A 21,887-nucleotide genomic window follows, 5' to 3' on the forward strand; every position below is an offset into this window, starting at 1 on the left:
GCACCGTGACGACGACCTGGCGGCCCCTCCCGGAGGAGCTCGACCGTCCTCCCGAGGAGCTCGACCTCACCGACCCGCCGGTGCCCGAGCGGCGCCGGACGGCGCTGCTCGCGGCCAGCGTGCTCGCGATCCCGGTGCTGGCCGCCGCCGTGTCGTTCGGCCTGCCCGGGACCGAGGCGGTGCCGCACCCGTCGGCGCAGATCGCGCCGGCCCCGATCGACGTCGGTGCCCTCGGGGCGACCGGCGTCGCGCCGGGGGCGTGGACCCCGCCTCCCACGCCCCCGGCCCCGATCCCCGCGGCCGCCGGTCCCGTCGACGCCACCGGCATCCCCGGCCGCGTGCTGCAGGCCTACCGCGGGGCCGAGAGCGCCCTCGGCACCTCCGCGCCGTCCTGCCGGCTGCCGTGGACGCTGGTCGCGGCGATCGGGCGCGTCGAGTCCGACCACGCCGGCGGAGGGGCGGTCAGCGTCGACGGGCGCACGCTCGCCCCGATCCGCGGCCCGCGCCTCGACGGCACCGGCGGGCACCCGTTCCTCGTCGACACCGACGCCGGGCGCCTCGACGGCGACCCCGGCGTCGACCTCGCGGCCGGCCCGATGCAGTTCCTGCCGTCGAGCTGGCAGACCTACGGCGCCGACGGCGACGGTGACGGTGCGGCGGACGTCGACGACGTCGACGACGCGGCCGTCGGCAGCGGGCGGCACCTCTGCGCCGGCGGCCCGGACCTCTCCGACCCGGGGCAGCGCGCCGCGGCGGTCTTCGCCTACAACCGCTCCGACGCCTACGTGGCGCAGGTCCTCGCGATCGAGGCGGCGTACGCCGCGGGCGCCCCGGCGCCGGAGCTGCCCGCGCCCGTCTCCTCCGCTGTCCCCGGTGTGCCGACCGAACCGGGCCCCGACGCCCTGGCGATCGCGCCGGCGAGCCCGCCCGCGACCCCGGCACCCGCCCCGTCGGTCGCGCGACCGGCACCCACGACGGCTCCGACGACCACGACCCCCGCCACCACCGAGCCCACGCCACCGGTCACGACCGCCCCGACCCCCGAGGACGCCGACCCGTCACCCCTGTTCGGCGCGCCCTGACCCGCCTGAGCGTGGAGCGAGGGTCACGTTCGCTGCCCGGGACGCAGCGAGGGAGTCCCTCGCTCCGCAGAGCCGGCGCGCGGTCAGAGGACGAAGGTCGTCGGGATGGCGGGTTCGCCGCGCGAGAGCTTGAGCCCCTCCCAGGGCACGGCGACGAGGCCGCGGCGCAGGTGCTCGCGGGACTCGTCGAGGCTCGGGAGCTCCCCGGCCGGCTCGCCCTTGCGCAGCAGGGGGACGGGGACGACGCGGTCGTGCTCGCCGACCTCGACGTCGGCGTCGAGCCGGTGCACGACTTCCTCGACGGCGGTCCCGGTCGGCTTGTGCCGGCGCAGCGCCGACTTCGCCCCGCCCCGCGACTCCTTCGACGAGCTCCGCTTCGCGACCGGGCGTCCCTCGACCTCGACGAGCTTGTAGACCATGCCGGCGGTCGGGGCGCCGGACCCGGTGACGACGGACGTGCCGACCCCGTAGGCGTCGACGGGCTCGGCGCGCAGCGAGGCGATCGAGTGCTCGTCGAGGTCGCCGGAGATCACCACGCGGGTGTTCGTGGCCCCCAGCCCGTCGAGCTGGGCGCGGGCGCGCTGGGCCATCACCCCGAGGTCGCCGGAGTCGATCCGCACGGCGCCGAGCTCGGGGCCCGCGACCTCGATCGCGGTGGCGATGCCCTGGGTGATGTCGTAGGTGTCGACGAGCAGGGTCGTCCCGACGCCGAGCGCCTCGATCTGCGCGCGGAACGCGTCGGCCTCGGTGTCGTGGAGCAGGGTGAACGCGTGGGCGCTGGTGCCCGTGGTCGGCACCCCGAAGCGGCGGTGGGCCTCGAGGTTCGACGTCGCCTGGAACCCGGCGAGGTAGGCCGCGCGCGCCGAGGCCACCGCGGCCTCCTCGTGGGTGCGCCGCGAGCCCATCTCGATCAGCGGGCGGCTGTTCGCGGCCGTGGTCATGCGGGCCGCGGCGGAGGCGATCGCGCAGTCGTGGTTGAGCACCGAGAGCGCGAGCGTCTCGAGCAGCACGCACTCCGCGAACGTCCCGCTGACCGAGAGCACCGGCGAGCCCGGGAAGTACAGCTCGCCCTCGGGATAGCCGCTGACGTCGCCGGCGAAGCGGTGCCCGTCGAGGAACTCCGCCGCCCGCTCGCTGACCGCGCCCGCGCCGCGCAGCACGGCCACCTCGGCCTCGTCGAACGTGAACCGGGCGATCGCGTCGAGCAGACGCGGCACGCCCGCGACCACGCCATAGCGCCGCCCGTGGGGCAGGCTGCGCGCGAAGACCTCGAACGTGCAGCGCCGCGTCGCCGTGCCGTCGGCGAGGGCGGCGTCGAGCATCGTGAGCTCGTACTGGTCGGTCAGGAGCGCTGTGCTCGGCCCCGGGAAGGTCACGGCGACCACCCTAGGTGGCACCATGGAGCGCATGGAGGTCGTTCTGTCCGCCCCGGCCGAACCGGACATCGACGAACGGACCGAGGAGTCCGTCGACGAGGCGACCCTGGCCGACACCCCGTGGCAGACCATCGTCTGGAACGACCCCGTCAACCTCATGTCGTACGTGACCTACGTGTTCCAGAAGCTCTTCGGCTACGACAAGGCCAAGGCCACCGCGCTGATGATGGACGTCCACCAGAAGGGCCGGGCGACGGTCTCGTCGGGCAGCCGCGAGAAGGTCGAGGGCGACGTCTCGCGCCTGCACGCGGCCGGGCTCTGGGCCACGATGCAGCGGGCGAGCTAGCCGCGTTGAAGGCCTGGAAGAGGCAGGGGCGCGGCGACCGCGTCCGCTACGTCGCGGTGCTCGAGCGCCCCGAGGCGTCGGTGCTGCGCGGCCTGATGGGCCAGGTCGAGCAGATGCTCACCGGCCGCAACGAGGCGGCGCCCGAGGACGAGCTCGCGGCCATCACCGGCATCCGCACGGGCCCGTCGACGCCGCCCGACGACCCGGTGCTGGCGCGCCTGCTGCCCGACTTCGCCTCGTCGGGCGAGGAGGACGCCGGCGAGCTGTCCGCGGCCCTGCGCTCGGTCAACGAGCCCGAGCTCATCGAGGCCAAGCTGGACGCGATCGCCACCGTCCTCGCGACCTGCCCCGCCGGTGGCGGCCGCGTCGAGCTGGCACCGTCGCAGGCCGAGGAGTGGCTGGCCGCGGTCAACGACGTGCGCCTCGCGCTCGGCGTGGCCCTCGAGGTGACCGAGGACATGCCCGAGCAGCTCCCCGCCGACGACCCTCGCGCCGACCACCTGCCCGTCTACCACTGGTTGACGTGGCTGCAGGACTCGCTGGTGTCGACGCTGATGGCGTGACGGCGGCGTGACGATGCTGACGGGCTGAGCGACGTCGTTCCCCGTATCCTCGATGTCGTGCTGGTGATCCGGGCCGACCTCGTCGAGCAGATGGTCGCGCACGCCCGTCGGGACCACCCCGACGAGGCCTGCGGCATCCTCGCCGGCCCCGACGACGGCTCCGACCGTCCGGAGCGCTTCGTCCCGATGGAGAACGCCGAGCGCTCGCCGACCTTCTACCGCTTCGACTCGATGGAGCAGCTGAAGGTCTACAAGGAGATGGACACGAACGACGAGATCCCCGTCGTCGTCTACCACTCCCACACCGCGACCGAGCCCTATCCGTCGCGCACCGACATCTCGCTCGCCCAGGAGCCGTTCGCGCACTACGTGCTGGTGGGCACCCGCGATCCCGAGCAGCACGAGCTGCGCTCGTACCGCATCGTCGACGGCGAGGTCACCGAGGAGGAGGTGCAGGTCGTGGAGAACTACATGTTCGCCCACACCGGTACCGACGACGTCCCGGACCACGCCGGCTCCTGAGGCATGCGCGACCCGTCGTCGACGGGTCACGGAATGCCGTGCCCCCGTGGCACGCTGTTCGTTCAACCACGTCCGCTCGTCATGCACCCGGAGGGAATCCGTGTCCGCCACCGTCTCGATCCCGACCATCCTGCGCACCCACACCGGCGGTGAGAAGCAGGTCAAGGCCGAGGGCTCGACGCTCCAGGACGTCATCACCGACCTCGAGGCCAACCACCCCGGCATCAAGGACCGGCTGGTCACCGACGGCGCGCTGCACCGGTTCGTCAACGTGTACGTGAACGACGAGGACGTGCGCTTCAGCGGCGGCCTCGACGCGCAGGTCCCCGACGGCGGCACCGTCACCATCCTGCCCGCGGTCGCGGGCGGGGCTCGCTGACCAGCGCACCACCGCGCTCCAGGAGAGGCCCATGGCCCGGTACGACTCCCTGATCGACGCCCTGGGCGACACGCCCATGGTCGGCCTGCCGTCCTTCTCGCCGGCGCCGCACGTGCGTCTCTGGGCGAAGCTGGAGGACCGCAACCCGACGGGCTCGATCAAGGACCGGCCGGCGCTGCGGATGATCGAGGCCGCCGAGGCCGACGGCCGGCTCACCCCCGGCTGCACCATCCTCGAGCCGACGTCGGGCAACACCGGCATCTCGCTCGCGATGGCGGCCAAGCTCAAGGGCTACGAGCTGGTCTGCGTCATGCCCGAGAACACCTCGGCCGAGCGGCGCCAGCTGCTCGAGATGTACGGCGCGCGGATCATCTTCTCGCCGGCCGCCGGGGGGTCGAACCAGGCCGTGGCCACGGCCAAGGAGATCGCCGCCCAGCACGCCGACTGGGTGATGCTCTACCAGTACGGCAACCCGGCCAACGCGCTCGCGCACTACGAGGGCACCGGGCCGGAGATCCTGCGGGACATGCCGACGATCACCCATTTCGTCGCGGGCCTCGGCACCACCGGCACGCTCGTCGGCACCGGCCGCTACCTGCGCGAGCACAAGCCCGACGTGCAGATCATCGCCGCCGAGCCCCGCTACGGCGAGCTCGTCTACGGCCTGCGCAACATCGCCGAGGGCTTCGTGCCCGAGCTCTACGACCCCGACGTGCTCACCGGCCGGTACTCCGTCGGGGCCTACGACGCCCTGCGCCGCACCCGCCAGCTCGTCGAGCAGGAGGGCATCTTCGCGGGCATCTCCACCGGCGGGATCCTGCACGCCGCCCTCGCCCAGGCCGAGAAGGCCGCAGGCGCGGACGATGAGGCGGACATCGTCATGGTGGTGTGCGACGGCGGGTGGAAGTACCTGTCCACCGGGGCCTACAGCGGCACGCTCGAGGAGGCCGCCGAGGCGCTCGAGGGCCAGCTCTGGGCCTAGCCTCGCGGCAAGCCGGTTCGACACCCCACGCTCCTCCGTCGCGTGGTGTGTCGACGTGCGGCGCCGCGTCCAGGGGCTGAGTCCCCGGGAAACCTCGGGGTCGGAACCCACAGGGATCCGGCGCGGGTCGTCGTACTGTCGAGGGCGTGACGAGCCCGGCGCGCCCCTCGCCTCGCATCCTGCCCGCGCAGCCGCTGCGGGCGGCGATCCTCATGGTCGGGATCGTGGCGCTGCTCTGGCTCATCGAGCTCGCCGACCGCACGGTGTTCGTCGCGCTCGACCCGCCGCAGGGCCTCGACGACGACGGGATCGTGCCGCGCAGCCTCGAGGGGCTCGGCGGCATCCTCTGGGCGCCGATGCTGCACGGCGGCTTCGAGCACCTGGCCAGCAACACCGTGCCGTTGCTGGTGTTCGGGTTCCTCGTGCTCGCGGGCGGGCTCGGCCAGTTCATCGCGGTCACCGCCGTGATCTGGATCGTCAGCGGCGTCGGCACCTGGCTCATCGGCAGCCCCGGCTCCACCATCGGCGCGTCCGGCATCATCTTCGGCTGGTTCGCGTTCCTGCTGGTCCGCGGCTTCTTCGCGCGCTCGGCGGCCCAGATCGTCGTGGCCGTCGTCCTCTTCCTGATCTACGGCGGCCTCCTCCTCGGCGTGTTCCCGAGCAATCCCGGCATCTCCTGGCAGGCGCACCTCTGCGGCGCGATCGGCGGGGTGCTCGCCGCCCGGATGACGGTCGCCGCCGACCGCAGGCGGACCGGGCCGTCGGACACGCCCGCCGTGCCCTGACCCGCGGGGACCGTGCTCGATCCGTGACCTGCGGGGTCGCGCCGGGCCTGTGCGTTCGGGTAGGTCCGGCCCGTAGGGTGCGCGCGTGGAACTGATCGTCCTGGGATGCTCCGGCAGCGGTGCCGGCCCGCACTCCCCGGCCTCGGGCTATCTCGTGCGCGCGGGCGACACGTCCCTGGTGCTCGACCTCGGCAACGGCGCGTTCGGTGCCCTCCAGCGCCACATGGACCCGTTCGACCTGGACGCCCTGGTCCTCTCGCACCTCCACCCGGACCACTGCGCCGACGTCTCCGGGCTGATCGTCCACCAGCGCTACCACCCCGACGGCCCCGGCAAGGTCGTCCCGCTGCACGGGCCCACGGAGACCGAGGTCCGCCTGGCCGTGGCCTACGCCCCGTCGTCCGACGAGCGCGTGGCCACCGACCTCAGCGACGTCTTCACCTACCGCCCCTTCGCCCAGGGCCCGGGCGCGATCGGCCCCGTCGCCCTCACCAGCGCGCCGGTCGACCACCCCTGCGAGGCCTACGGCATCCGCCTGGAGCACGAGGGCCGCTCGCTCGTCTACTCCGGCGACACCGGCCCCTGCCGCGAGCTGGTCGAGCTCGCGCGCGGCGCGGACGTCCTGCTCTGCGAGTCGACGTGGAGCGACGGCCCCGAGCGCCCGCCCGGCGTGCACCTGTCCGGGCGCCAGGCCGGCCGCACGGCCCGCGAGGCCGGGGTGGAGCGCCTGCTGCTGACGCACGTGCCGGCGTGGGCCGACGGCCCGGCCCTGCTCGCCGAGGCCCGCGAGGAGTTCTCCGGCCCCACCGAGCTGGTCGTCCCCGACGGGCACTACACGATCTAGGGGAGTGCGAGCGATGCGGCATCGCTGGTACTCATCACCAGGATCGCCACACGCTCGCTGCGCGACACGCCGACGCTAGACGCGCGCCGGTTCCTGGTCGGCGGCGCGGCTCGGCGCCGGCACGAACAGCGCCACGACGACCGCCGCCGCGACGACGACCGCCGACACGGCGAACGCGCGCGTCGTCCCCGCCGTCTGCGCCACCGGCGCCGCCGTCCCCGCGGCCACCAGCGACGCGGTGTGCGCCGCCGCGAGCGTCGAGAGCACCGAGAGCCCGACCGCGCCGCCGATCTGCCGCGACGTCGTCACGAGCCCGCTGACCAGGCCCGCGAGCCCGCCGTCGACGCCGGTCGTCGCGGCCGTCGTCACCGCCGGGAAGACGAGGCCGATCCCGAGGGTCACCGCGATGCCGGGTCCGAGGATGCCGGCGGCCCAGCTCTCGGTCGGGGTGAGGAAGGCGAACCAGGCGAAGCCCGCCGCGGTCAGGGTGCCGCCCCCGACGAGCACCGCCCGCGGACCGACGCGCGGCAGCAGCCGCGACGAGATCTGCGAGCCGATGACCACCGAGAACGACTGCGGCAGGAACGCCAGGCCCGCGGTCAGCGCGTCGAGGCCCAGCACGTCCTGCATGTGCAGCGAGACGAAGAACCACATCGAGAACATGGCCGACGTGATGAGCAGGATGACGACGTTGGCGGTCGACACCGAGCGCAGGCGGAACACCGACAGCGGCACGAGCGGGTGGCTGCTGCGCCGCTGGGACACCACGAACGCGATGAGCAGGACGACGGCCAGCGCCATCGCGCCGAGGACCTGCGGCGACACCCACGGCTCCGACTCGAGCGACACCACCCCGTACACGAGCGCGACCAGCCCCGACGTCACCAGCACGGCCCCCGTGACGTCGAGTCCCGGGCGGCTCTCGTCGCGGGTCTCGCGGACCACGGCGAGGGTCAGCACCGCGGTCAGGACCACCACCGGCACGTTGACGAAGAAGATCCAGCGCCAGCTCAGCAGCCCGACGAGCAGGCCGCCGGCGAGCCCGCCCGCGGCGCCGCCGACCCCGCCCATCGCCGCCCACCACCCGAACGCCCGCGAGCGGGACGCGCCCTCGGGGTAGGTCGTCTGCAGGATCGCGAGCGAGGCGGGGGAGAGGACCGCCCCGCCCAGCCCCTGCACGGCGCGGGCCGCGAGCAGCAGCGCGGGGTGGTTCGCCATCCCGCCGATGAGGCTCGCCAGACCGAAGAGCCCGAGCCCGACGAGGAACACGCGCCGGCGTCCGAAGAGATCCGCGGCACGGCCCCCGAGCAGCAGGAACCCGGCGAACGCCAGCGTGTAGGCGTTGATCACCCAGGCGAGGCCCTCGGCGTCGAACCCGAGGGCGTCGCGCATCGACGGCAGCGCGACGTTCACGATCGAGACGTCGAGCACGACCATGAACTGCGCCAGGCAGCTCGCGAACAGCACGAGCCCGGTCCGGCCCTCGGTACGCACGACCGTCCAAGCTAGCCCGACCGACCCCGGGGTGCCGGGTGGCTCCTAGGGTGGTCGCCCGTGGCACGCAGCGACGGCAGGGCGGACGACGAGCTCCGCGAGATCACGATCCAGCGCGGCTTCCAGCAGCACCCGGCCGGGTCGGTGCTCGTCTCGTTCGGGCAGACCACGGTCCTCTGCGCGGCCAGCGTCACCGAGGGCGTCCCGCGCTGGCGCCAGGGCAGCGGGCTCGGCTGGCTCACCGCGGAGTACGCGATGCTGCCGTCGGCGACGCACACCCGCAGCGACCGCGAGTCGGTGAAGGGCCGCGTCGGCGGGCGCACCCACGAGATCAGCCGCCTCGTCGGTCGCGCGCTGCGGGCCGCGATCGACCTGCGCGCGCTCGGCGAGAACACCATCCAGCTCGACTGCGACGTGCTTCAGGCCGACGGCGGCACCCGCACGGCGGCGATCACCGGCGCCTACGTGGCGCTCGCCGACGCCGTGACCTGGCTGCGCCACCACAAGCGCCTCGCCGACCCCCAGCCGCTGTCGTGCTCGATCGCCGCGGTCTCCGTCGGCGTCGTCGACGGCCGCGTGCGCCTCGACCTCCCGTACGAGGAGGACTCGCGCGCCGAGGTCGACATGAACGTCGTGGCCACCGACACCGGCACGCTCGTCGAGGTCCAGGGCACCGGCGAGGGCGCCACCTACACCCGCGCCACCCTCGACGCGATGCTCGACTCGGCGCTCGCCGGCTGCGCCCGGCTCACCGAGCTGCAGACCGCCGCGCTCGCCGAGCCGTACCCGGGGGAGCTGCCGTGAAGGTGCTGCTGGCCACCCGCAACGACGCCAAGCTCGCGGAGCTGCGCCGGCTGACGTCGGGCCTCGAGGTGGTCGGCCTCGACGACGTCCCCGCGTTCGACGAGGCGCCCGAGACCGGCGCGACGTTCGAGGAGAACGCGCTGGCCAAGGCCCGCGACGCCGCGCGGGCGACGGGGCTGGTCGCCGTCGCCGACGACTCCGGGCTGGCCGTCGACGCGCTGAACGGGATGCCGGGCGTGCTGTCGGCGCGCTGGTCGGGCCGCGGGGGCGCGCGGGTCGAACGGGACGCCGCGAACCTCGCGCTCGTCCTCGACCAGATGGCCGACGTCCCGGAGGACCGGCGCGGCGCCGCCTTCGTGTGCGCCGCGGCCGCCGCGCACCCCGACGGCCGCGAGATCGTCGTCGTCGAGCGCTGGCCCGGGAGCCTCATCCGCCTCCCGCGTGGCACGAACGGCTTCGGGTACGACCCGGCGTTCGTCCCCGAGGGCGAGTCCCGCACCTCGGCGGAGATGGCCCCCGACGAGAAGGACGCGGTCTCGCACCGCTCGCGCGCACTGCGGGGCCTGATCCCACGGTTGTCCGAGGTCTCGTGACCGACCAGTACTTCTCCGAGCAGCCGACCTCGCCGTCCGACCCGGTCCCGTTCCGGCTCGAGATCGGCGGGGTCGCGCTCGACCTCACCACCGACTCCGGCGTGTTCTCCCGCGGGCGGCTCGACAAGGGCACCCGGGTGCTGCTCGAGAACGCCCCCGACCCCGTCGAGTCCGGCGACGTGCTCGACCTCGGGTCCGGCTACGGCCCGATCGCGCTCTGGATCGCCGCGCAGCGTCCCGCCGTGACGGTCTGGGCGGTGGACGTCAACGACCGCGCGCTGGACCTCGTGCGGGCCAACGCGGCCGCCGCGCGCCTGACGAACGTGCGCGCCTGCCGGCCCGACGAGGTGCCCGACGACGTCCGCTTCGCCGAGCTCTGGTCGAACCCGCCGATCCGATCGGGCAAGGCCGCGCTGCACGAGCTGCTGCTGCGCTGGCTGCCGCGCGTCGACGGGTCGTCGTACCTGGTCGTGAGCAAGAACCTCGGGTCGGACTCGCTCGCGCGCTGGCTCGGCGAGCAGGGCCACATGGCACGACGACTGTCGTCGCACGCGGGATTCCGGGTACTCGGCATCACGTGATCTCGTACGCCCACGAGGGCGCCGGCGTCCCGGTGGTCTGCCTGCACGGCTGGCCCGGCGCCGCGTCCGACTACCGCGCCCTGCTGCCGCTGCTCGAGCGCGACGCCCAGGTCGTCGTCCCCGACCTGCTCGGCTTCGGCGCCTCGTTCGGCCCGGCCGACGTCGAGCGCCCGGCCACCGACTTCGGTCGCGACGCCCAGGGTGCCGCGGTGCTCGAGCTGATGGACCACCTGGGCTTCGAGTCCGCCGTGCTCGTGGGCTACGACGTGGGGTCGACGACGGCCGCCCACCTCGCCCGGACCGCGCCCGAGCGGGTCCGGGCGCTCGTGCTGGGCAACGCGATCCACCCGGGGTCGGCGGCGGCGTCGCTGGACGACGACCACCGCGCCGAGTTCTGGTACCAGGACTTCCACCAGCTCGAGCTCGCCTCGCGGCTGGTGGACGGTTCGGCGGAGGCGGTGCGCACCTACCTGGAGCACTTCTGGTCGCACTGGGGCGCCCGCGGGATCGCGGCGGTCACCGACGAGCTCGTGGAGGCCTACGCGCGCCCGGGGGCGTTCACGGTGTCGGTGAACTGGTACCGCTCGGGGTCGGCGACCCTGCGCACGGCGCTGGCGATGCGCGACCAGGACCCGCCGCCCCCGGTCACCGTGCCGACCACCGTGCTCTGGGGCGACCAGGACCCGCTCTTCCCGCCCCGGCTGGCCGACGGGCTGGACCGCGCGTTCACCGACCTGCGCGGGGTGCACCACCTCGAGGACGTCGGGCACTTCGTGCCCCTGGAAGCGGCGAACGAGGTCGCGGCGGCGGTCCGGGCGTTCCTGTAGGAGTTCCGCGGAACGACCCCTGCTCGAACACGTGTTCGACGAGAATGGGGTCATGCCGCGAGCACGATCCTGGACCGACGAGCAGCTCCGCGAGGCCGTCGCCGCCAGTACGACCCTGCGCCAGGTGCACCTCGCGTTGGGCATCACCCCCGGCGGCTACCGCGTCCTCCTCGCGCACATCCGCCGACTCGGCCTCGACACGTCGCATCTCGACCTGTCGCCCCGGACTCGTCGCCGAGGGGAGTGGACGGACGAGGACCTCGTCGGCGTGGTCGCCCGCGTGTCGACGTACTCGGACGTCCTCCGGGAGCTCGGCTACACGCCCAGCGGTGGCATGCACCGCTACATCAGGGCCCGGATCGCCCATCTCGGCCTCGACACGTCGCACTTCACCGGACGGGCGTCGATGAAGGGTCGGAAGATGCCCTTCCGTCCGAGGACGACGCTCGAAGAGCTGCTGGTGGAGCGATCCACGGCGAGCTCGGCGACGGTCCGGCGCCGACTCGTCCGCGCAGGGCTGAAGGAGGCGCGCTGCGAGCTGTGTGGCCTCAGCGATTGGCGAGGGGAGCAGCTGCCCCTCCAACTCGATCACGTCAACGGCGACCACACCGACAACCGCCTCGAGAACCTCCGTATCCTCTGCGGCAACTGTCACTCGCAGACCGAGACGTGGTGCTCCCGCGGCCGGAAGAGGTAGACCAAATGGCAGAGCCGGCGTAGCCCAACGGCAGGAGGCACGCGGCCTAGGACCGCGACAGTGTGGGTTCGAATCCCTCCGCCGGCACCTACAGCTTCAGATCGCGCAGCAACCGGCCCACGTGGCCGGTGGCCTTCACGCCGTACTGCGCCTCCTCGATCTTCCCCTCGGCGTCGACGAGGAAGGTCGACCGGATCACACCGGTCGTCGTCTTCCCGTACATCGTCTTCTCGCCGAACGCGCCCCACGCCTGCATGACCGACCGGTCGGGGTCGGAGAGCAGCGGGAAGGTCAGGCCCTCCTTCTCGCGGAACTTCGCGAGCTTCTCCGGCTTGTCCGGCGAGATCCCCAGCACCGTGACGTCCGCGTCGTCGAACGTCGCCAGGTTGTCGCGGAAGTCGCAGGCCTCCTTGGTGCACCCCGGGGTCATCGCGGCGGGGTAGAAGTACACGAGGACGCGGTGCCCGCGGTGGTCCGCGAGGGACACCGTGGCCCCCTGATCGGAGGTCAGCGAGAAGTCCGGTGCGGGTTGACCGGGGGCCAGGCGGGTATCGGCGGTCACGGGCGGGCAGGATAGCCGCCGACCACCGGCCGGTCGCGAACAGAGCGACGGTCAGCGCGACCGACGACCACAGGGGAGGTGCCGTGGCACGGGACACGGACGCCATCGAGAAGGAGATCCAGCAGGCGCGTGAGGCGCTCGCCGGCGCCCTCGACGAGCTGTCGGAGCGGGCCAACCCGCAGCGGCTCTCGGAGCAGGGCAAGGAGATGGCCGCGCAGAAGTGGGCCGACCCCAAGGTGAAGTACGCCGTCTACGCCGCCGGCGCGCTCGTGGGGCTGATCATTCTGCGGAAGCTGTTCAAGTAGCGGGGACCTCGTCCCACGGGTCGGGCTCACGCTGCGCTCCGTCTCCCTGCGCCGGTGGCGAGGTGGTAGAACCGCCTCGCCACCGGCGTCACGTAGGAGGTCACCGCAGTGCCCGAGCTCAGCAAGTCCGCGACGGAGTTCCGACGGGCGCGGGACGAGCTGCTCGAACGACGCACCGACTACGACGCGGCCCTGCGTGACTTCCGCTGGCCGCAGCTCGACGAGTTCAACTGGGCCCTCGAGCACTTCGACGCCATCGGCGCCGACCCCGGCTCCGCCCAGCGCCCCGCGCTGTGGATCGTCGAGGAGGACGGCCGGGAGACCACGTACTCCTTCGCCGACATGAGCGAGCGCTCGAACCGGGTCGCCAACTGGCTGCGCGCCCAGGGGGTGCGCCGCGGCGACCGGATCATCCTGATGCTCGCCAACCAGGTGGAGCTCTGGGAGTCGATCCTCGGCGCGATGAAGCTCGGGGCGATCCTCATCCCGTCGACGCCGATGCTGGGCGCCGCCGACCTGCGCGACCGCATCGACCGCGGCAACGCCCGCCACGTGATCGTCCGGGACGCCGACGTCGACAAGTTCGACGACGTTCCCGGCGAGTACACCAGGATCGCCGTCGGGGACCGGATCACCGAGCCCTGGCTCGACTTCGCCGCCGCCTACGACGCCCCGGCCGAGTTCACGCCGGACGGCCCCACCAAGGGCAGCGACACGCTGCTGCTGTACTTCACCAGCGGCACCACGTCCAAGCCGAAGCTCGTCGAGCACACGCACACGAGCTACCCCGTCGGGCACCTGTCGACGATGTACTGGATCGGCCTGCAGCCCGGCGACGTGCACCTCAACGTCGCCTCGCCGGGCTGGGCCAAGCACGCGTGGTCGAACGTCTTCGCGCCGTGGATCGCCGAGGCGACGATCTTCATCTACAACTACACGAAGTTCGACGCCGACAAGCTGCTCGACGTCCTGGTCGAGAAGGGCGTCAGCACGTTCTGCGCGCCGCCCACGGTGTGGCGGATGCTCATCCAGGCCGACCTGACCCGCGTGCAGATCCCGGTCCGCGAGCTCGTCGGCGCCGGGGAGCCGCTGAACCCCGAGGTCATCGAGCAGGTCCGCGAGTCCTGGGGCATGACGATCCGCGACGGCTTCGGGCAGACCGAGTCGACGCTGCAGATCGGCAACCCGCCCGGCCAGCCCGTGAAGGACGGCTCGATGGGCCGCCCGCTGCCCGGCTACCCGATCGTGCTGGTCGACCCGGTGACCGGCGAGCGCGCCGACGAGGGCGAGATCTGCATCGACCTCACCGACCGCCCGCTCGGGCTCATGGTCGGTTACAAGGACGACGACGAGCGCAACGACGAGGTCTTCGCCGGCGGCGTCTACCACACCGGCGACGTCGGCTCCCGCGACGCGGACGGCTACATCACCTACGTCGGCCGCTCCGACGACGTGTTCAAGGCGTCCGACTACCGGATCAGCCCCTTCGAGCTCGAGAGCGTGCTGATCGAGCACGAGGCGGTCGCCGAGGCCGCGGTCGTCCCGTCGCCCGACCCGCTGCGCCTGGCCGTGCCGAAGGCGTACGTCGTCCTCTCGTCGCGCTTCGAGCCCTCGCGCGACACGGCGCTGGCGATCCTGCGTCACGCGCGCGAGAACCTGCCCGCCTACAAGCGGGTGCGGCGCCTCGAGTTCTACGAGCTGCCCAAGACGATCTCGGGCAAGATCCGGCGGGTCGAGCTGCGGGGCCGCGAGAACGAGCGGCGTCCCGGCACGTCGGCCGACGCCGCGCCCGACGGCGAGTTCCGCGACGAGGACTTCCCGGAGCTGCGCCAGTGACTTCGGGAGACGGAGCGGAGCGGAGCTCGACCCCATGACGTATGCGTTCCCCGTCGTCCCGCGCTACGCGGAGATCGACCAGCAGGGCGTCGTGTTCAACGGGCACTACCTGACCTGGTTCGACGAGGCCTTCACGGGCTTCCTCGACCACGTCGGGCTGGCCTACCCCGACCTCATCGCGTCCGGCGTCGACGTCATGGTCGTGCACTCGGAGCTCGACTACGGCGGCTCGGTCCGGTGGCGCGACGACGCGCGCGTCGAGGTGGCGTGCGAGCGGCAGGGCACGACGAGCTTCACGCTCGGGTTCACCGTGTACCGCTCGGCGGACGAGGTCGCGGTCGTCGGCCGCAACGTCTACGTCGTGGTGGTGCAGGACCCGGAGACGAAGGCGTGGTCCAAGGCGCCGGGCATTCCGGAGAAGCTCGCGGCGGCCCTGTCAGGGACCTGACCGGGGCCGTCTCGCGATCCGGATGCCGACCCGCATCACGAGGTAGCCGACCGGCAGGGCGGCGACCGACGCGAGCGGCAGCCAGGTCCACGGGCCCTCGGCGACCAGCGCGCCGACCACCGTCACCGGGATCGACAGCCACCCGAGGAACGCCATCACCCAGCCCGGGCGGAACCCCGGCGGCGGGTCGCCGACGGCGGCGAACGCGACGAGGACCCCCGGCGACGTCAGGAGCCACAGCGCGCCCAGCACCCACCAGGCGACGGCCTGCGCTGCGCTCACGACTGTGATCATCCGTTACGGGGGAGAGGGCGCGCACGACGTACCTTGCGGCGTACAACCAGTGCGTGATCACACCGAGGTAGGCATGACCGAGTTGCAGGAGATGCACGGAATCGCGTGGGTCGCGGCCCTCGGCCAGCACCTCGCCGCTGTCGTGACGCCGCTTCTCCCGGGGGATCGCGAGCTCGTCGCCACCGGCTCCGAACTCGCGGTGATGGTCCGGCGTGACGGGGCGCCGTTGCGGGTCGCCACGAGCTATCGGTTGCCGACGCCGAGTGCGCGGTCGGTGCTGGACGCCGGGGCCGTGGACGAAATCCTCCGCGACCTGCAGGACGACATCGCCGTGCACCTCGGGTGCGCGTGGCCGACCGCTGCCTCGGGCACCACGCTGTCCGCGGTGGCGCGGGACGCCGACGGCGTGATCGAGATCGCTTTCGAGCCACGGCGCGGCGACCCGGCTGAGGCGATCGTCCTCGAGCCCTTCGTCCCGCCGCCACCGCCCGACGAGGCGCGCGTGGCGGGCTGACCGGGGAGTCAGGACACCGCGGTCCGGAGCGCGAACGGCAGGACCGCGCCGCGGCGCAGGGCGTCGGCGTCGATCGAGGTCAGCGTCGGGAAGCGGTCGAGGCGCGAGATCGCGAGCCTGGCCGGGTCGTCCACCGGGTCGACGCGGCCCGTCAGGTACGCCCACTCGTGCTCGTCGGAGCAGTAGGGCAGCACGCTCGCGAAGACGTCGTCGAAGCGCCGGGTCATGCGCCCGAGCGTGTCGTTGCGCCACAGCGTCGGACAGCCCGCCTGCGAGCACACGACGCCGCCGGGCGCGAGGACCTCGGCACACCGCCGCAGGAACTCCTCGCCGTAGAGGCGGGCGTGCTGGGCGGGGTCGGTGATCTCGACGGGCTCGTCGGGCAGGTCGACGATCACGACGTCCCACCGGTCGCCGCGAGCGGCGGCGTCGACGAGGAACTGCCAGCCGTCGGCGTAGTGCATCCGCACGGGCCCGCGGCCGGCCTCGGCGTCGGCGAGCTCGTCGGGCGTGTAGCCGTAGGGGAGGAGCTCGGCGCAGCGGCGGACGCACTCGGTGTCGATGTCGACGTGGTCGACGCGCGTGGCGCCGGCGGCGACCGCGAGCTGGGAGACGACGCCTTCCGACGAGCCGACGACCAGCACCGAGTCCAGGCGGTCGGCCAGCAGCATCGGGGGGACGGCGAGGGCCTCGTGGTAGACGAGCTGGGTCTGCTCGGTCGACTGCCGCTCACCGTCGCAGAACAGCGAGATCCCCTGGGCGGTGCGGGCGACCATCATGTCCTGCCACTCCGTGCGGCCACGCCACAGCACCTCGTCGAGCCGCCAGCGTCGCCGCATGCCCTCGGCGAGGGGCTCGTCGACCTCGCGGCCCCCTGCGGCCGGGGCGAGCCCGGCGCCGCGGGCGACGACCTGGGCGCGCACCTCGGTGGCGCCGAGCTCGCGGCCGAGGGTGTCGACGACGAGCTCGGGGTCGGCCTGGATGCCGCAGGTGAACACGTCCACGAACGCCGCCGACGCCTCGGGGTAGGCGTGGACCGACGCGTGCGACTCGGCGAGCAGCGCGAGGACCGTCGTGCCCTGCGGCTCGAACCGGTGCGCGACGACGTCGAGGACGGTCGCGCCGCCGGCGTCGAGCGCGCGGCGCAGACCGTCGGCGACCTGCTGCTCGTCGCCGAGGACGGCGGGATCGACGCCGCGGAGCTCGGCGAGGACGTGGCGCCCGGCGAACGTGGCGGGCTCAGTGCTGGCGGGTGTGGTGGTCAATTCCACCTTCCTCCGGGATCTCGATGACGGTCGTGGGCAGGGGCGGCAGGCCGTTGAAGCCCACCGAGGCGTAGCTGGACGTGTAGGCGCCGGCGCCGAGGAACTCGACGACGTCACCGGGTGCGAGGTCGAGCGGGAGCCGGACCTCGGCGTGCCGGTAGAGGACGTCGTCGCCGTCGCAGGTCGGCCCGGCGAGCACGACCGGACCGGTTTCCCCGCCGCGCCCGGGCGTACGCAGGCGGTACACGATCATCTCGCCCTCGGTCTCGGCGAGGCCCTGGTAGCGGCCCACGTCGAGGTAGACCCAGCGGCGCCCGGCGCGCTCGGCGACGAGGACGACCTCGGCACGCAGCACGCCCGCGTCGGCGACGAGCACCCGGCCGGGCTCGGCGAAGGGGCGCGGACGCCACCACGCGGCGTGCGCGGCGAGGGCGTCGCGGATCGCGGCGGCGCAAGTGTCGATGTCGGGGGTGGCGCCGCCGGCGTGGAGGGTCGGGAACCCGCCGCCGAGGTTCAGCTCGCGCGGCTGGTGCTCGCCGAGGCGCGCGGCGACCCGGGCGGCGGCGTCGATCGCGCGCACCCACGCCTCGGGGTCGCGCTGCTGGGAGCCGACGTGGAACCCGATGCCCGCGGCGTCGAGGCCCCCGGTCCGCGCCTGTTCGAGGAGGGCGACGGCCTCGTCCTCGGTGGCGCCGAACTTGCCGGCGAACGGGGTCGCGGATCCGTCGTCGCCGACGGCGAGCCGGACCCCGACGGTGGCGCCGGGGGCCTCGCGCGCGAGGAGGTCGACGTCGGCGGGGGCGTCGGTGGTGAAGCGGGTGACGCCCGCCGCGCGGGCGGCGCGCACGTCGGTGACCTTCTTCACCGGGTTGCCCCAGGAGAGGCGCTCGGGGCAGGCGCCGGCGAGCAGGCAGAGGTCGAGCTCGCCGACGCTCGCGAGGTCGAACGAGGCCCCGTCGGCGGCGAGGAGGGCGAGGACGTCGGGGTGCGGGTTGGCCTTGACCGCATAGCAGAGCTCGATGCCGGGCAGGGCGTTGCGCATCGTGCGATAGGCGTGGCGCACGGCGGACAGGTCGAGCTCGAGGTGGGGGGACACCCGGTCCGCGGTCACGGGACGCGCGTCCGCACCGACACCCACGCACCCCATGGTGCCTGTCCAATTCTTCGCGGACACCACGAAACGGCTGACCCGGGGCACGGCACCGGCGTACCGTACGGATCTCCGGAGCCGTCGGAGCTCCGGGCCGCTGTCGGGGGCGGGCATGTTTCGAAGGGGGTTGCATGCCGTCCACCTCGTCCCGAGGCTGGAACCCGGCACCGCGTCCGCGACCGTGGCCGTTCCGCACACCACGCAACATCGTGATCACGAGCATGTTCACGGTGGCGCTGGTGGCGGCGCTGTTCGGGGTCGGGACGGCGGTCGTGCCGGGTGGCCCCCGGGACGATGCCACCGGACTGACCGGCAACGCGACCGACGCGCCGACCACGTCCGAGACGGTCGACGACTCCTCCGACGGGTCCCTCGGCTCGGGCCGATCCACGGCGTCCGACGACGGCGGCCCGCAGGCGCTCCCCGACGCACCCCGCACCGACGCCGCCGCTCCGGGCGACTCCCTGCCCGACGAGGCCCTGCCCGACGACGTGGCGCCGCCGCTCACCCCGATCCCGCTGCCCGGCTCGCGGGAGCTCGGCCCGCCGGCGTCCTCGCCCGGCGAGCCCGCGTACCCCGGCTCCGAGCAGCCGGCGACGCCGCCGCCGGGCTTCGACGAGCTCGTCCCGAGCGTCCTGCCCCCGCAGCTGCCCGGCGCCGACGGGTCACCCGCGCCGGCCCCGGAGGCCGAGCCGGCGATCCCGCGCGACACCGGCGCCGCGTCGCGCCCACCCCGGACCGCGACCACCGACGACGACCCGGGCCCCGTGCTCGACCTCCCGCTGCTGCCCGACCCCACGCGCGACGAGCCCACGGGGTCGCCGGGCGGGCGGGGCAACGGCGGCGGCAACGGCGGCGGGAACGCGGCCGCGCGGGACGACGACGGGCCGGGAAGCGGCGGCAACGGCGGCGGTCTGCTGCCCGATCTCCTGCCGGGCAACGGCGGGGGCAACGGTGGCGCCGGGCGCGGTGGTGACGCCGGTCAGGGCGGAGCCGGCCAGGGTGGCGGTGGCCGCGGTGGTGACGCGGGCAACGCGGGCGGCAACGCGCCGGGCAACGGTGGCGGCGACGCCGCCGGTCGAGGTGGCGGGAACGCCGCCGGCAACGGTGGTGGCTACGGCGGCGGGAACAGCGGCGCCGACAGCGGCGGCGGCGAGAACGGGCGCGGCGGCAACGGCGGCGGGCGTGACGGCGAGGGCCGGGGCGGCGGGCTGCTGCCCGACCTCGCGCCCGACACCGCCGACCGGACGCCCGCGCGGCGCACCGACGAGGCGACGCGGAGCGCGCCGCCGTCGACCGCCGGCCGTCCGACGCTCGACCTTCCGACCGGGCGCCAGGCGCCGTCGACGACGCCCGAGGGCTGGCCGACCTACGGCGAGCCCGGTGGCCCGGGCGACGTGGCCGGCGCCGACGAGGCCGCGCCGGACACCGCGGAGCGGCGCAGCCAGCCCCGCACCACGCCCGAGGGGTGGCCGCTGCCGACCGACGCGACGGAGGTGTCCGACGAGGACCGCCGCGCGGCGCCGCGGACCACCACCGACCCGTCGACCGGGGTCACCACCACGATCGACGACGAGGCCGGCACGACCACCACGGTCGACCCCACCACCGGGGCGTCGCTGACCACCCGCAACCGCACCACGGCCGCCGACGCCCCCGAGCGGACCGGCGACCGCAGCGCCGGCCGCACCACGGGCAGCTCCGGTGGCTCGGCGCGCTCGACCTCGCCGCCCGACGAGGACACCACCGCTCGCTCGACGCGGGCCCGGACCACGACCGGTTCCCCGGACGACGACGAGACGACGGCGGCGAGGCGGACGCGGACGTCGGCGACCTCCGAGTCGTCGTCGGACTCCTCGTCCGACCCGAGCACGCGGCCGAGCGCCCGGTCCAGCTCGTCGAGCAGCGACGACGAGTCCTCCGACCCGACCACGCGACGGTCGACGTCCCGCTCGACGGCGAGCGGCGACGCGGACTCGTCCGACTCGTCCAGCAGTTCCGGGCCGACCTCGCGGCGCACCACGTCGTCCGGCGGCTCGGACGACTCGAACGTCGTCGGCGAGAGCAGGAGCAACGGGCAGGGCAGCAACCGGACCGTGGCGTACACGGTGGAGCCGCAGATGGCGATCCCGACGACGTCGCCGATGGACCCGCGGTTCTGGGCGTGGATCGCCACCACCGTGACGCGCACCCCCACGCCGGGCGGGTGATCACCCCGCGGGGCACGATCGCCGGATGACCCCGACGCCGACCGTCACGCCGACCGATCTGCGCGCTCGCGGCGAGGAGTTCGCGCAGTTCTGGCGGGACTACCGCGTCAGCGTGATCACCACGCTGCGCCGGGACGGGTCGCCGCACGTCGTGCCGGTGAACTGCACCCTGGACCTCGACACGGCCATCGCCCGCGTCCTCACCTCGGGGCACAGCGCCAAGGCCCGCCACGTGCGCCTGGGCGGCGACGAGGGCGCCCGCGTGGCGCTCACCCAGGTCGACGGGCGGCGGTGGTCGACGATCGAGGGGCTCGCGGTGGTGCGCGACGACCCGGCGTCGGTGGAGGACGGCGAGCGCCGCTACACCGAGCGGTACCACCCGCCGCGCGTCAATCCGGCCCGCGTGGTCCTCGAGATCGCGCTGACGCGGGTGCTCGCCAGCCGAGGGCTGTGACCTGGGGATCGTCACCAATCTGTGATCTGGTGTTCGAGCCTGAGAGGCCCGTCGTTGTCGGGGGTCGGTTCTAGCGTCGGTCTCGTGAGCATCGACCACGACCTGGGGTGCGGCCTGGCCGCGCTGGGTGGTCGTGAGCCGGATGCGGGTCTGGTGGCCGAGCTCGACGGGATCGACCCGACTTTGTTGACCGGGGAGGACCTGGCGGCCTACGTGCGGGCGCGGTGGCGGGTGCACAACCGGGCCGAGGCGCAGCTGCTGGCCGGGCTGCGCGAGCTGGGGACCGCGCAGGACGGGCACACCGGGCGGCTGGCGAGCTCGGATGAGTTCTCCGGTGACGAGGTCGCCGCGGTGCTGGGCTGCTCGCGCACCGCCGCCTCGCAGCGCCTGGACCTGGCCGACGACCTGGCGGTGCGGCTGCCGGCGCTCGGTCGGGCGTTGTGGGACGGGCGGCTCGACGAGCCGAAGGTCCGCGCGATCAGCGAGCTGACCCGCGACCTGGCCGACGATCACGCCCGCGAAGCGGTGGCGGTGGTGCTGCCCGAGGCGGCGGGGTTGGCGGTGATGGCGTTGCGGGAGCGGGTCGCCGAGGTGGTGCTCGACATCGACCCCGAGTGGGCGGAGCGGCGTCGTCGGCGGGCGGAGGCGCGGGGCCGGGTGGATCTGACGATGAACCCCTCGGGGACCGCGACGCTGGCGGTGGTGGACGCTCCCGCGGCGGAGGGGATCGCGTCGATGTCGCGGATCGAGGCGCTGGCCGCGGTGGTGCGCGGGCTCGGGGTGCTGACCCCGATCACGCTGCTGCGCCGCCAGGTCGGCACCCGGCTGCTCGACGGCTCCACCGCGGGCATGACCGACACCGAGGTCGCCGAACTCCTCGCCGCCGAGTACCACGCCGAGATCACCCCACCCGACCCCGACGACCCCGACGGTGGTGACGACTCCGACGACCGGGGTCCCGACGGCGAGTCGGA

At 74.0% G+C, this 21,887-nt stretch carries 26 protein-coding genes and 1 tRNA gene; 21 read left to right on the top strand and 6 right to left on the bottom strand.

What is annotated here, in order from left to right:
* Positions 1-5: 5 nt before the first annotated feature.
* Positions 6-1,082, top strand: a complete 1,077-nt coding sequence (locus tag EV188_RS16755) for a lytic murein transglycosylase (RefSeq protein WP_133827409.1) — start codon at positions 6-8, stop codon at positions 1,080-1,082.
* 83 nt (positions 1,083-1,165) lie between these two features.
* On the opposite strand, the gene EV188_RS16760 is transcribed toward EV188_RS16755, so the two are convergent.
* Entirely contained in the window at positions 1,166-2,491 is a 1,326-nt protein-coding gene (locus EV188_RS16760; RefSeq protein WP_424922930.1) for a nicotinate phosphoribosyltransferase, read from the bottom strand.
* Between EV188_RS16760 and clpS the strand changes: the two genes are divergently transcribed.
* The 7 genes from clpS (at position 2,490) to EV188_RS16795 (ending at position 6,879) form a co-directional block, all read left to right on the top strand.
* Positions 2,490-2,804, top strand: coding sequence for an ATP-dependent Clp protease adapter ClpS (gene clpS / locus EV188_RS16765; RefSeq protein WP_243741758.1), 315 nt, complete (start codon positions 2,490-2,492; stop codon positions 2,802-2,804). The two genes, EV188_RS16760 and clpS, sit on opposite strands and share 2 nt — an antisense overlap.
* A 5-nt stretch (positions 2,805-2,809) precedes the next feature.
* Positions 2,810-3,367: a DUF2017 domain-containing protein gene (locus tag EV188_RS16770; protein WP_133827411.1), complete on the top strand. Its 558-nt coding sequence runs from the start codon at positions 2,810-2,812 to the stop codon at positions 3,365-3,367.
* Between the two features lie 57 nt (positions 3,368-3,424).
* Positions 3,425-3,889 carry a M67 family metallopeptidase gene (locus tag EV188_RS16775; RefSeq protein WP_133827412.1) on the top strand — a complete coding sequence of 155 codons (465 nt, stop codon included), beginning with the start codon at positions 3,425-3,427 and terminating at the stop codon, positions 3,887-3,889.
* Positions 3,890-3,989: 100 nt separating this feature from the next.
* Complete coding sequence (locus EV188_RS16780) at positions 3,990-4,268, top strand: MoaD/ThiS family protein (protein ID WP_133827413.1); 279 nt, start codon at positions 3,990-3,992, stop codon at positions 4,266-4,268.
* Between the two features lie 31 nt (positions 4,269-4,299).
* Positions 4,300-5,250 carry a PLP-dependent cysteine synthase family protein gene (locus tag EV188_RS16785; protein ID WP_133827414.1) on the top strand — a complete coding sequence of 317 codons (951 nt, stop codon included), beginning with the start codon at positions 4,300-4,302 and terminating at the stop codon, positions 5,248-5,250.
* Positions 5,251-5,396: 146 nt separating this feature from the next.
* The gene (locus tag EV188_RS16790; protein WP_243741759.1) at positions 5,397-6,035 is read left to right on the top strand and encodes a rhomboid family intramembrane serine protease; all 639 of its coding nucleotides are present in this window, start codon (positions 5,397-5,399) and stop codon (positions 6,033-6,035) included.
* 85 nt (positions 6,036-6,120) lie between these two features.
* Positions 6,121-6,879, top strand: coding sequence for an MBL fold metallo-hydrolase (locus tag EV188_RS16795; protein ID WP_133827415.1), 759 nt, complete (start codon positions 6,121-6,123; stop codon positions 6,877-6,879).
* Between the two features lie 75 nt (positions 6,880-6,954).
* Here EV188_RS16795 and EV188_RS16800 read toward each other — a convergent pair whose 3' ends face one another.
* The gene (locus EV188_RS16800) at positions 6,955-8,373 is read right to left on the bottom strand and encodes a DHA2 family efflux MFS transporter permease subunit (protein ID WP_243741760.1); all 1,419 of its coding nucleotides are present in this window, start codon (positions 8,371-8,373) and stop codon (positions 6,955-6,957) included.
* A 60-nt stretch (positions 8,374-8,433) separates the two neighbouring features.
* Between EV188_RS16800 and rph the strand changes: the two genes are divergently transcribed.
* The 6 genes from rph to EV188_RS16830 all read left to right on the top strand — a co-directional run bounded on the left by rph (position 8,434) and on the right by EV188_RS16830 (position 11,962).
* Positions 8,434-9,177: a ribonuclease PH gene (gene rph, locus EV188_RS16805; RefSeq protein ID WP_133827416.1), complete on the top strand. Its 744-nt coding sequence runs from the start codon at positions 8,434-8,436 to the stop codon at positions 9,175-9,177.
* Positions 9,174-9,770 carry an RdgB/HAM1 family non-canonical purine NTP pyrophosphatase gene (gene rdgB / locus EV188_RS16810; protein ID WP_133827417.1) on the top strand — a complete coding sequence of 199 codons (597 nt, stop codon included), beginning with the start codon at positions 9,174-9,176 and terminating at the stop codon, positions 9,768-9,770. The genes rph and rdgB overlap by 4 nt, the downstream gene beginning before the upstream one ends.
* A complete protein-coding gene (locus EV188_RS16815; protein ID WP_133827418.1) occupies positions 9,767-10,351 on the top strand; it encodes a class I SAM-dependent methyltransferase in 585 nt (194 codons plus the stop codon). Before rdgB ends, EV188_RS16815 begins: the two co-directional genes overlap by 4 nt.
* Positions 10,348-11,178, top strand: coding sequence for an alpha/beta fold hydrolase (locus EV188_RS16820; RefSeq protein WP_243741761.1), 831 nt, complete (start codon positions 10,348-10,350; stop codon positions 11,176-11,178). The genes EV188_RS16815 and EV188_RS16820 overlap by 4 nt, the downstream gene beginning before the upstream one ends.
* 31 nt (positions 11,179-11,209) lie before the next feature.
* The gene (locus EV188_RS16825; protein WP_133827420.1) at positions 11,210-11,875 is read left to right on the top strand and encodes an HNH endonuclease signature motif containing protein; all 666 of its coding nucleotides are present in this window, start codon (positions 11,210-11,212) and stop codon (positions 11,873-11,875) included.
* Positions 11,876-11,888: 13 nt separating this feature from the next.
* Positions 11,889-11,962, top strand: a tRNA-Leu gene (locus EV188_RS16830).
* Position 11,963: 1 nt separating this feature from the next.
* On the opposite strand, the gene bcp is transcribed toward EV188_RS16830, so the two are convergent.
* Complete coding sequence (gene bcp / locus EV188_RS16835; protein WP_133827421.1) at positions 11,964-12,437, bottom strand: thioredoxin-dependent thiol peroxidase; 474 nt, start codon at positions 12,435-12,437, stop codon at positions 11,964-11,966.
* 83 nt (positions 12,438-12,520) lie between these two features.
* Here bcp and EV188_RS16840 point away from each other — a divergent pair, with 83 nt between their 5' ends.
* From EV188_RS16840 to EV188_RS16850, 3 genes are all read left to right on the top strand, one after another.
* Entirely contained in the window at positions 12,521-12,742 is a 222-nt protein-coding gene (locus EV188_RS16840; RefSeq protein WP_133827422.1) for a DUF3618 domain-containing protein, read from the top strand.
* 108 nt (positions 12,743-12,850) lie between these two features.
* The gene (locus tag EV188_RS16845; RefSeq protein ID WP_133827423.1) at positions 12,851-14,578 is read left to right on the top strand and encodes an AMP-binding protein; all 1,728 of its coding nucleotides are present in this window, start codon (positions 12,851-12,853) and stop codon (positions 14,576-14,578) included.
* A gap of 34 nt (positions 14,579-14,612) precedes the next feature.
* Positions 14,613-15,026 carry an acyl-CoA thioesterase gene (locus EV188_RS16850; protein ID WP_133827424.1) on the top strand — a complete coding sequence of 138 codons (414 nt, stop codon included), beginning with the start codon at positions 14,613-14,615 and terminating at the stop codon, positions 15,024-15,026.
* On the opposite strand, the gene EV188_RS16855 is transcribed toward EV188_RS16850, so the two are convergent.
* Positions 15,015-15,308 carry a hypothetical protein gene (locus tag EV188_RS16855; protein WP_133827425.1) on the bottom strand — a complete coding sequence of 98 codons (294 nt, stop codon included), beginning with the start codon at positions 15,306-15,308 and terminating at the stop codon, positions 15,015-15,017. The genes EV188_RS16850 and EV188_RS16855 overlap by 12 nt on opposite strands.
* Positions 15,309-15,312: 4 nt before the next feature.
* Here EV188_RS16855 and EV188_RS16860 point away from each other — a divergent pair, with 4 nt between their 5' ends.
* Positions 15,313-15,834 carry a hypothetical protein gene (locus tag EV188_RS16860; protein WP_133827426.1) on the top strand — a complete coding sequence of 174 codons (522 nt, stop codon included), beginning with the start codon at positions 15,313-15,315 and terminating at the stop codon, positions 15,832-15,834.
* Positions 15,835-15,842: 8 nt separating this feature from the next.
* Here EV188_RS16860 and speD read toward each other — a convergent pair whose 3' ends face one another.
* Together speD and EV188_RS16870 are read right to left on the bottom strand one after the other, a co-directional pair.
* On the bottom strand, positions 15,843-17,099 hold the full coding sequence (speD, locus tag EV188_RS16865) for an adenosylmethionine decarboxylase (RefSeq protein ID WP_133827427.1): 1,257 nt from the start codon (positions 17,097-17,099) through the stop codon (positions 15,843-15,845).
* Positions 17,074-18,237 carry a type III PLP-dependent enzyme gene (locus EV188_RS16870; protein WP_166659925.1) on the bottom strand — a complete coding sequence of 388 codons (1,164 nt, stop codon included), beginning with the start codon at positions 18,235-18,237 and terminating at the stop codon, positions 17,074-17,076. The genes speD and EV188_RS16870 overlap by 26 nt, the downstream gene beginning before the upstream one ends.
* Positions 18,238-18,458: 221 nt before the next feature.
* Here EV188_RS16870 and EV188_RS16875 point away from each other — a divergent pair, with 221 nt between their 5' ends.
* The 3 genes from EV188_RS16875 to EV188_RS31705 form a co-directional block, all read left to right on the top strand.
* On the top strand, positions 18,459-20,459 hold the full coding sequence (locus EV188_RS16875; RefSeq protein ID WP_133827429.1) for a hypothetical protein: 2,001 nt from the start codon (positions 18,459-18,461) through the stop codon (positions 20,457-20,459).
* Positions 20,460-20,484: 25 nt separating this feature from the next.
* On the top strand, positions 20,485-20,913 hold the full coding sequence (locus EV188_RS16880; RefSeq protein ID WP_133827430.1) for a pyridoxamine 5'-phosphate oxidase family protein: 429 nt from the start codon (positions 20,485-20,487) through the stop codon (positions 20,911-20,913).
* An 84-nt stretch (positions 20,914-20,997) separates the two neighbouring features.
* Positions 20,998-21,887, top strand: an 890-nt coding sequence (locus tag EV188_RS31705) for a DUF222 domain-containing protein (RefSeq protein ID WP_166659926.1), incomplete at its 3' end; no start/stop codon positions are given.

It is taken from the genome of Actinomycetospora succinea (genome assembly GCF_004363095.1).
In the GTDB taxonomy this organism is placed as follows: domain Bacteria; phylum Actinomycetota; class Actinomycetes; order Mycobacteriales; family Pseudonocardiaceae; genus Actinomycetospora; species Actinomycetospora succinea.

Excerpts from the sequence above, each read along its gene's own strand:
- EV188_RS16760 (WP_424922930.1), bottom strand. The coding sequence starts at position 2,491 with ATGCGCTCCATGGTGCCACCTAGGGTGGTCGCCGTGACCTTCCCGGGG.
- EV188_RS16785 (WP_133827414.1), top strand. The coding sequence starts at position 4,300 with ATGGCCCGGTACGACTCCCTGATCGACGCCCTGGGCGACACGCCCATG.
- clpS (WP_243741758.1), top strand. The coding sequence starts at position 2,490 with ATGGAGGTCGTTCTGTCCGCCCCGGCCGAACCGGACATCGACGAACGG.
- EV188_RS16880 (WP_133827430.1), top strand. The coding sequence starts at position 20,485 with ATGACCCCGACGCCGACCGTCACGCCGACCGATCTGCGCGCTCGCGGC.
- EV188_RS16850 (WP_133827424.1), top strand. The coding sequence starts at position 14,613 with ATGACGTATGCGTTCCCCGTCGTCCCGCGCTACGCGGAGATCGACCAG.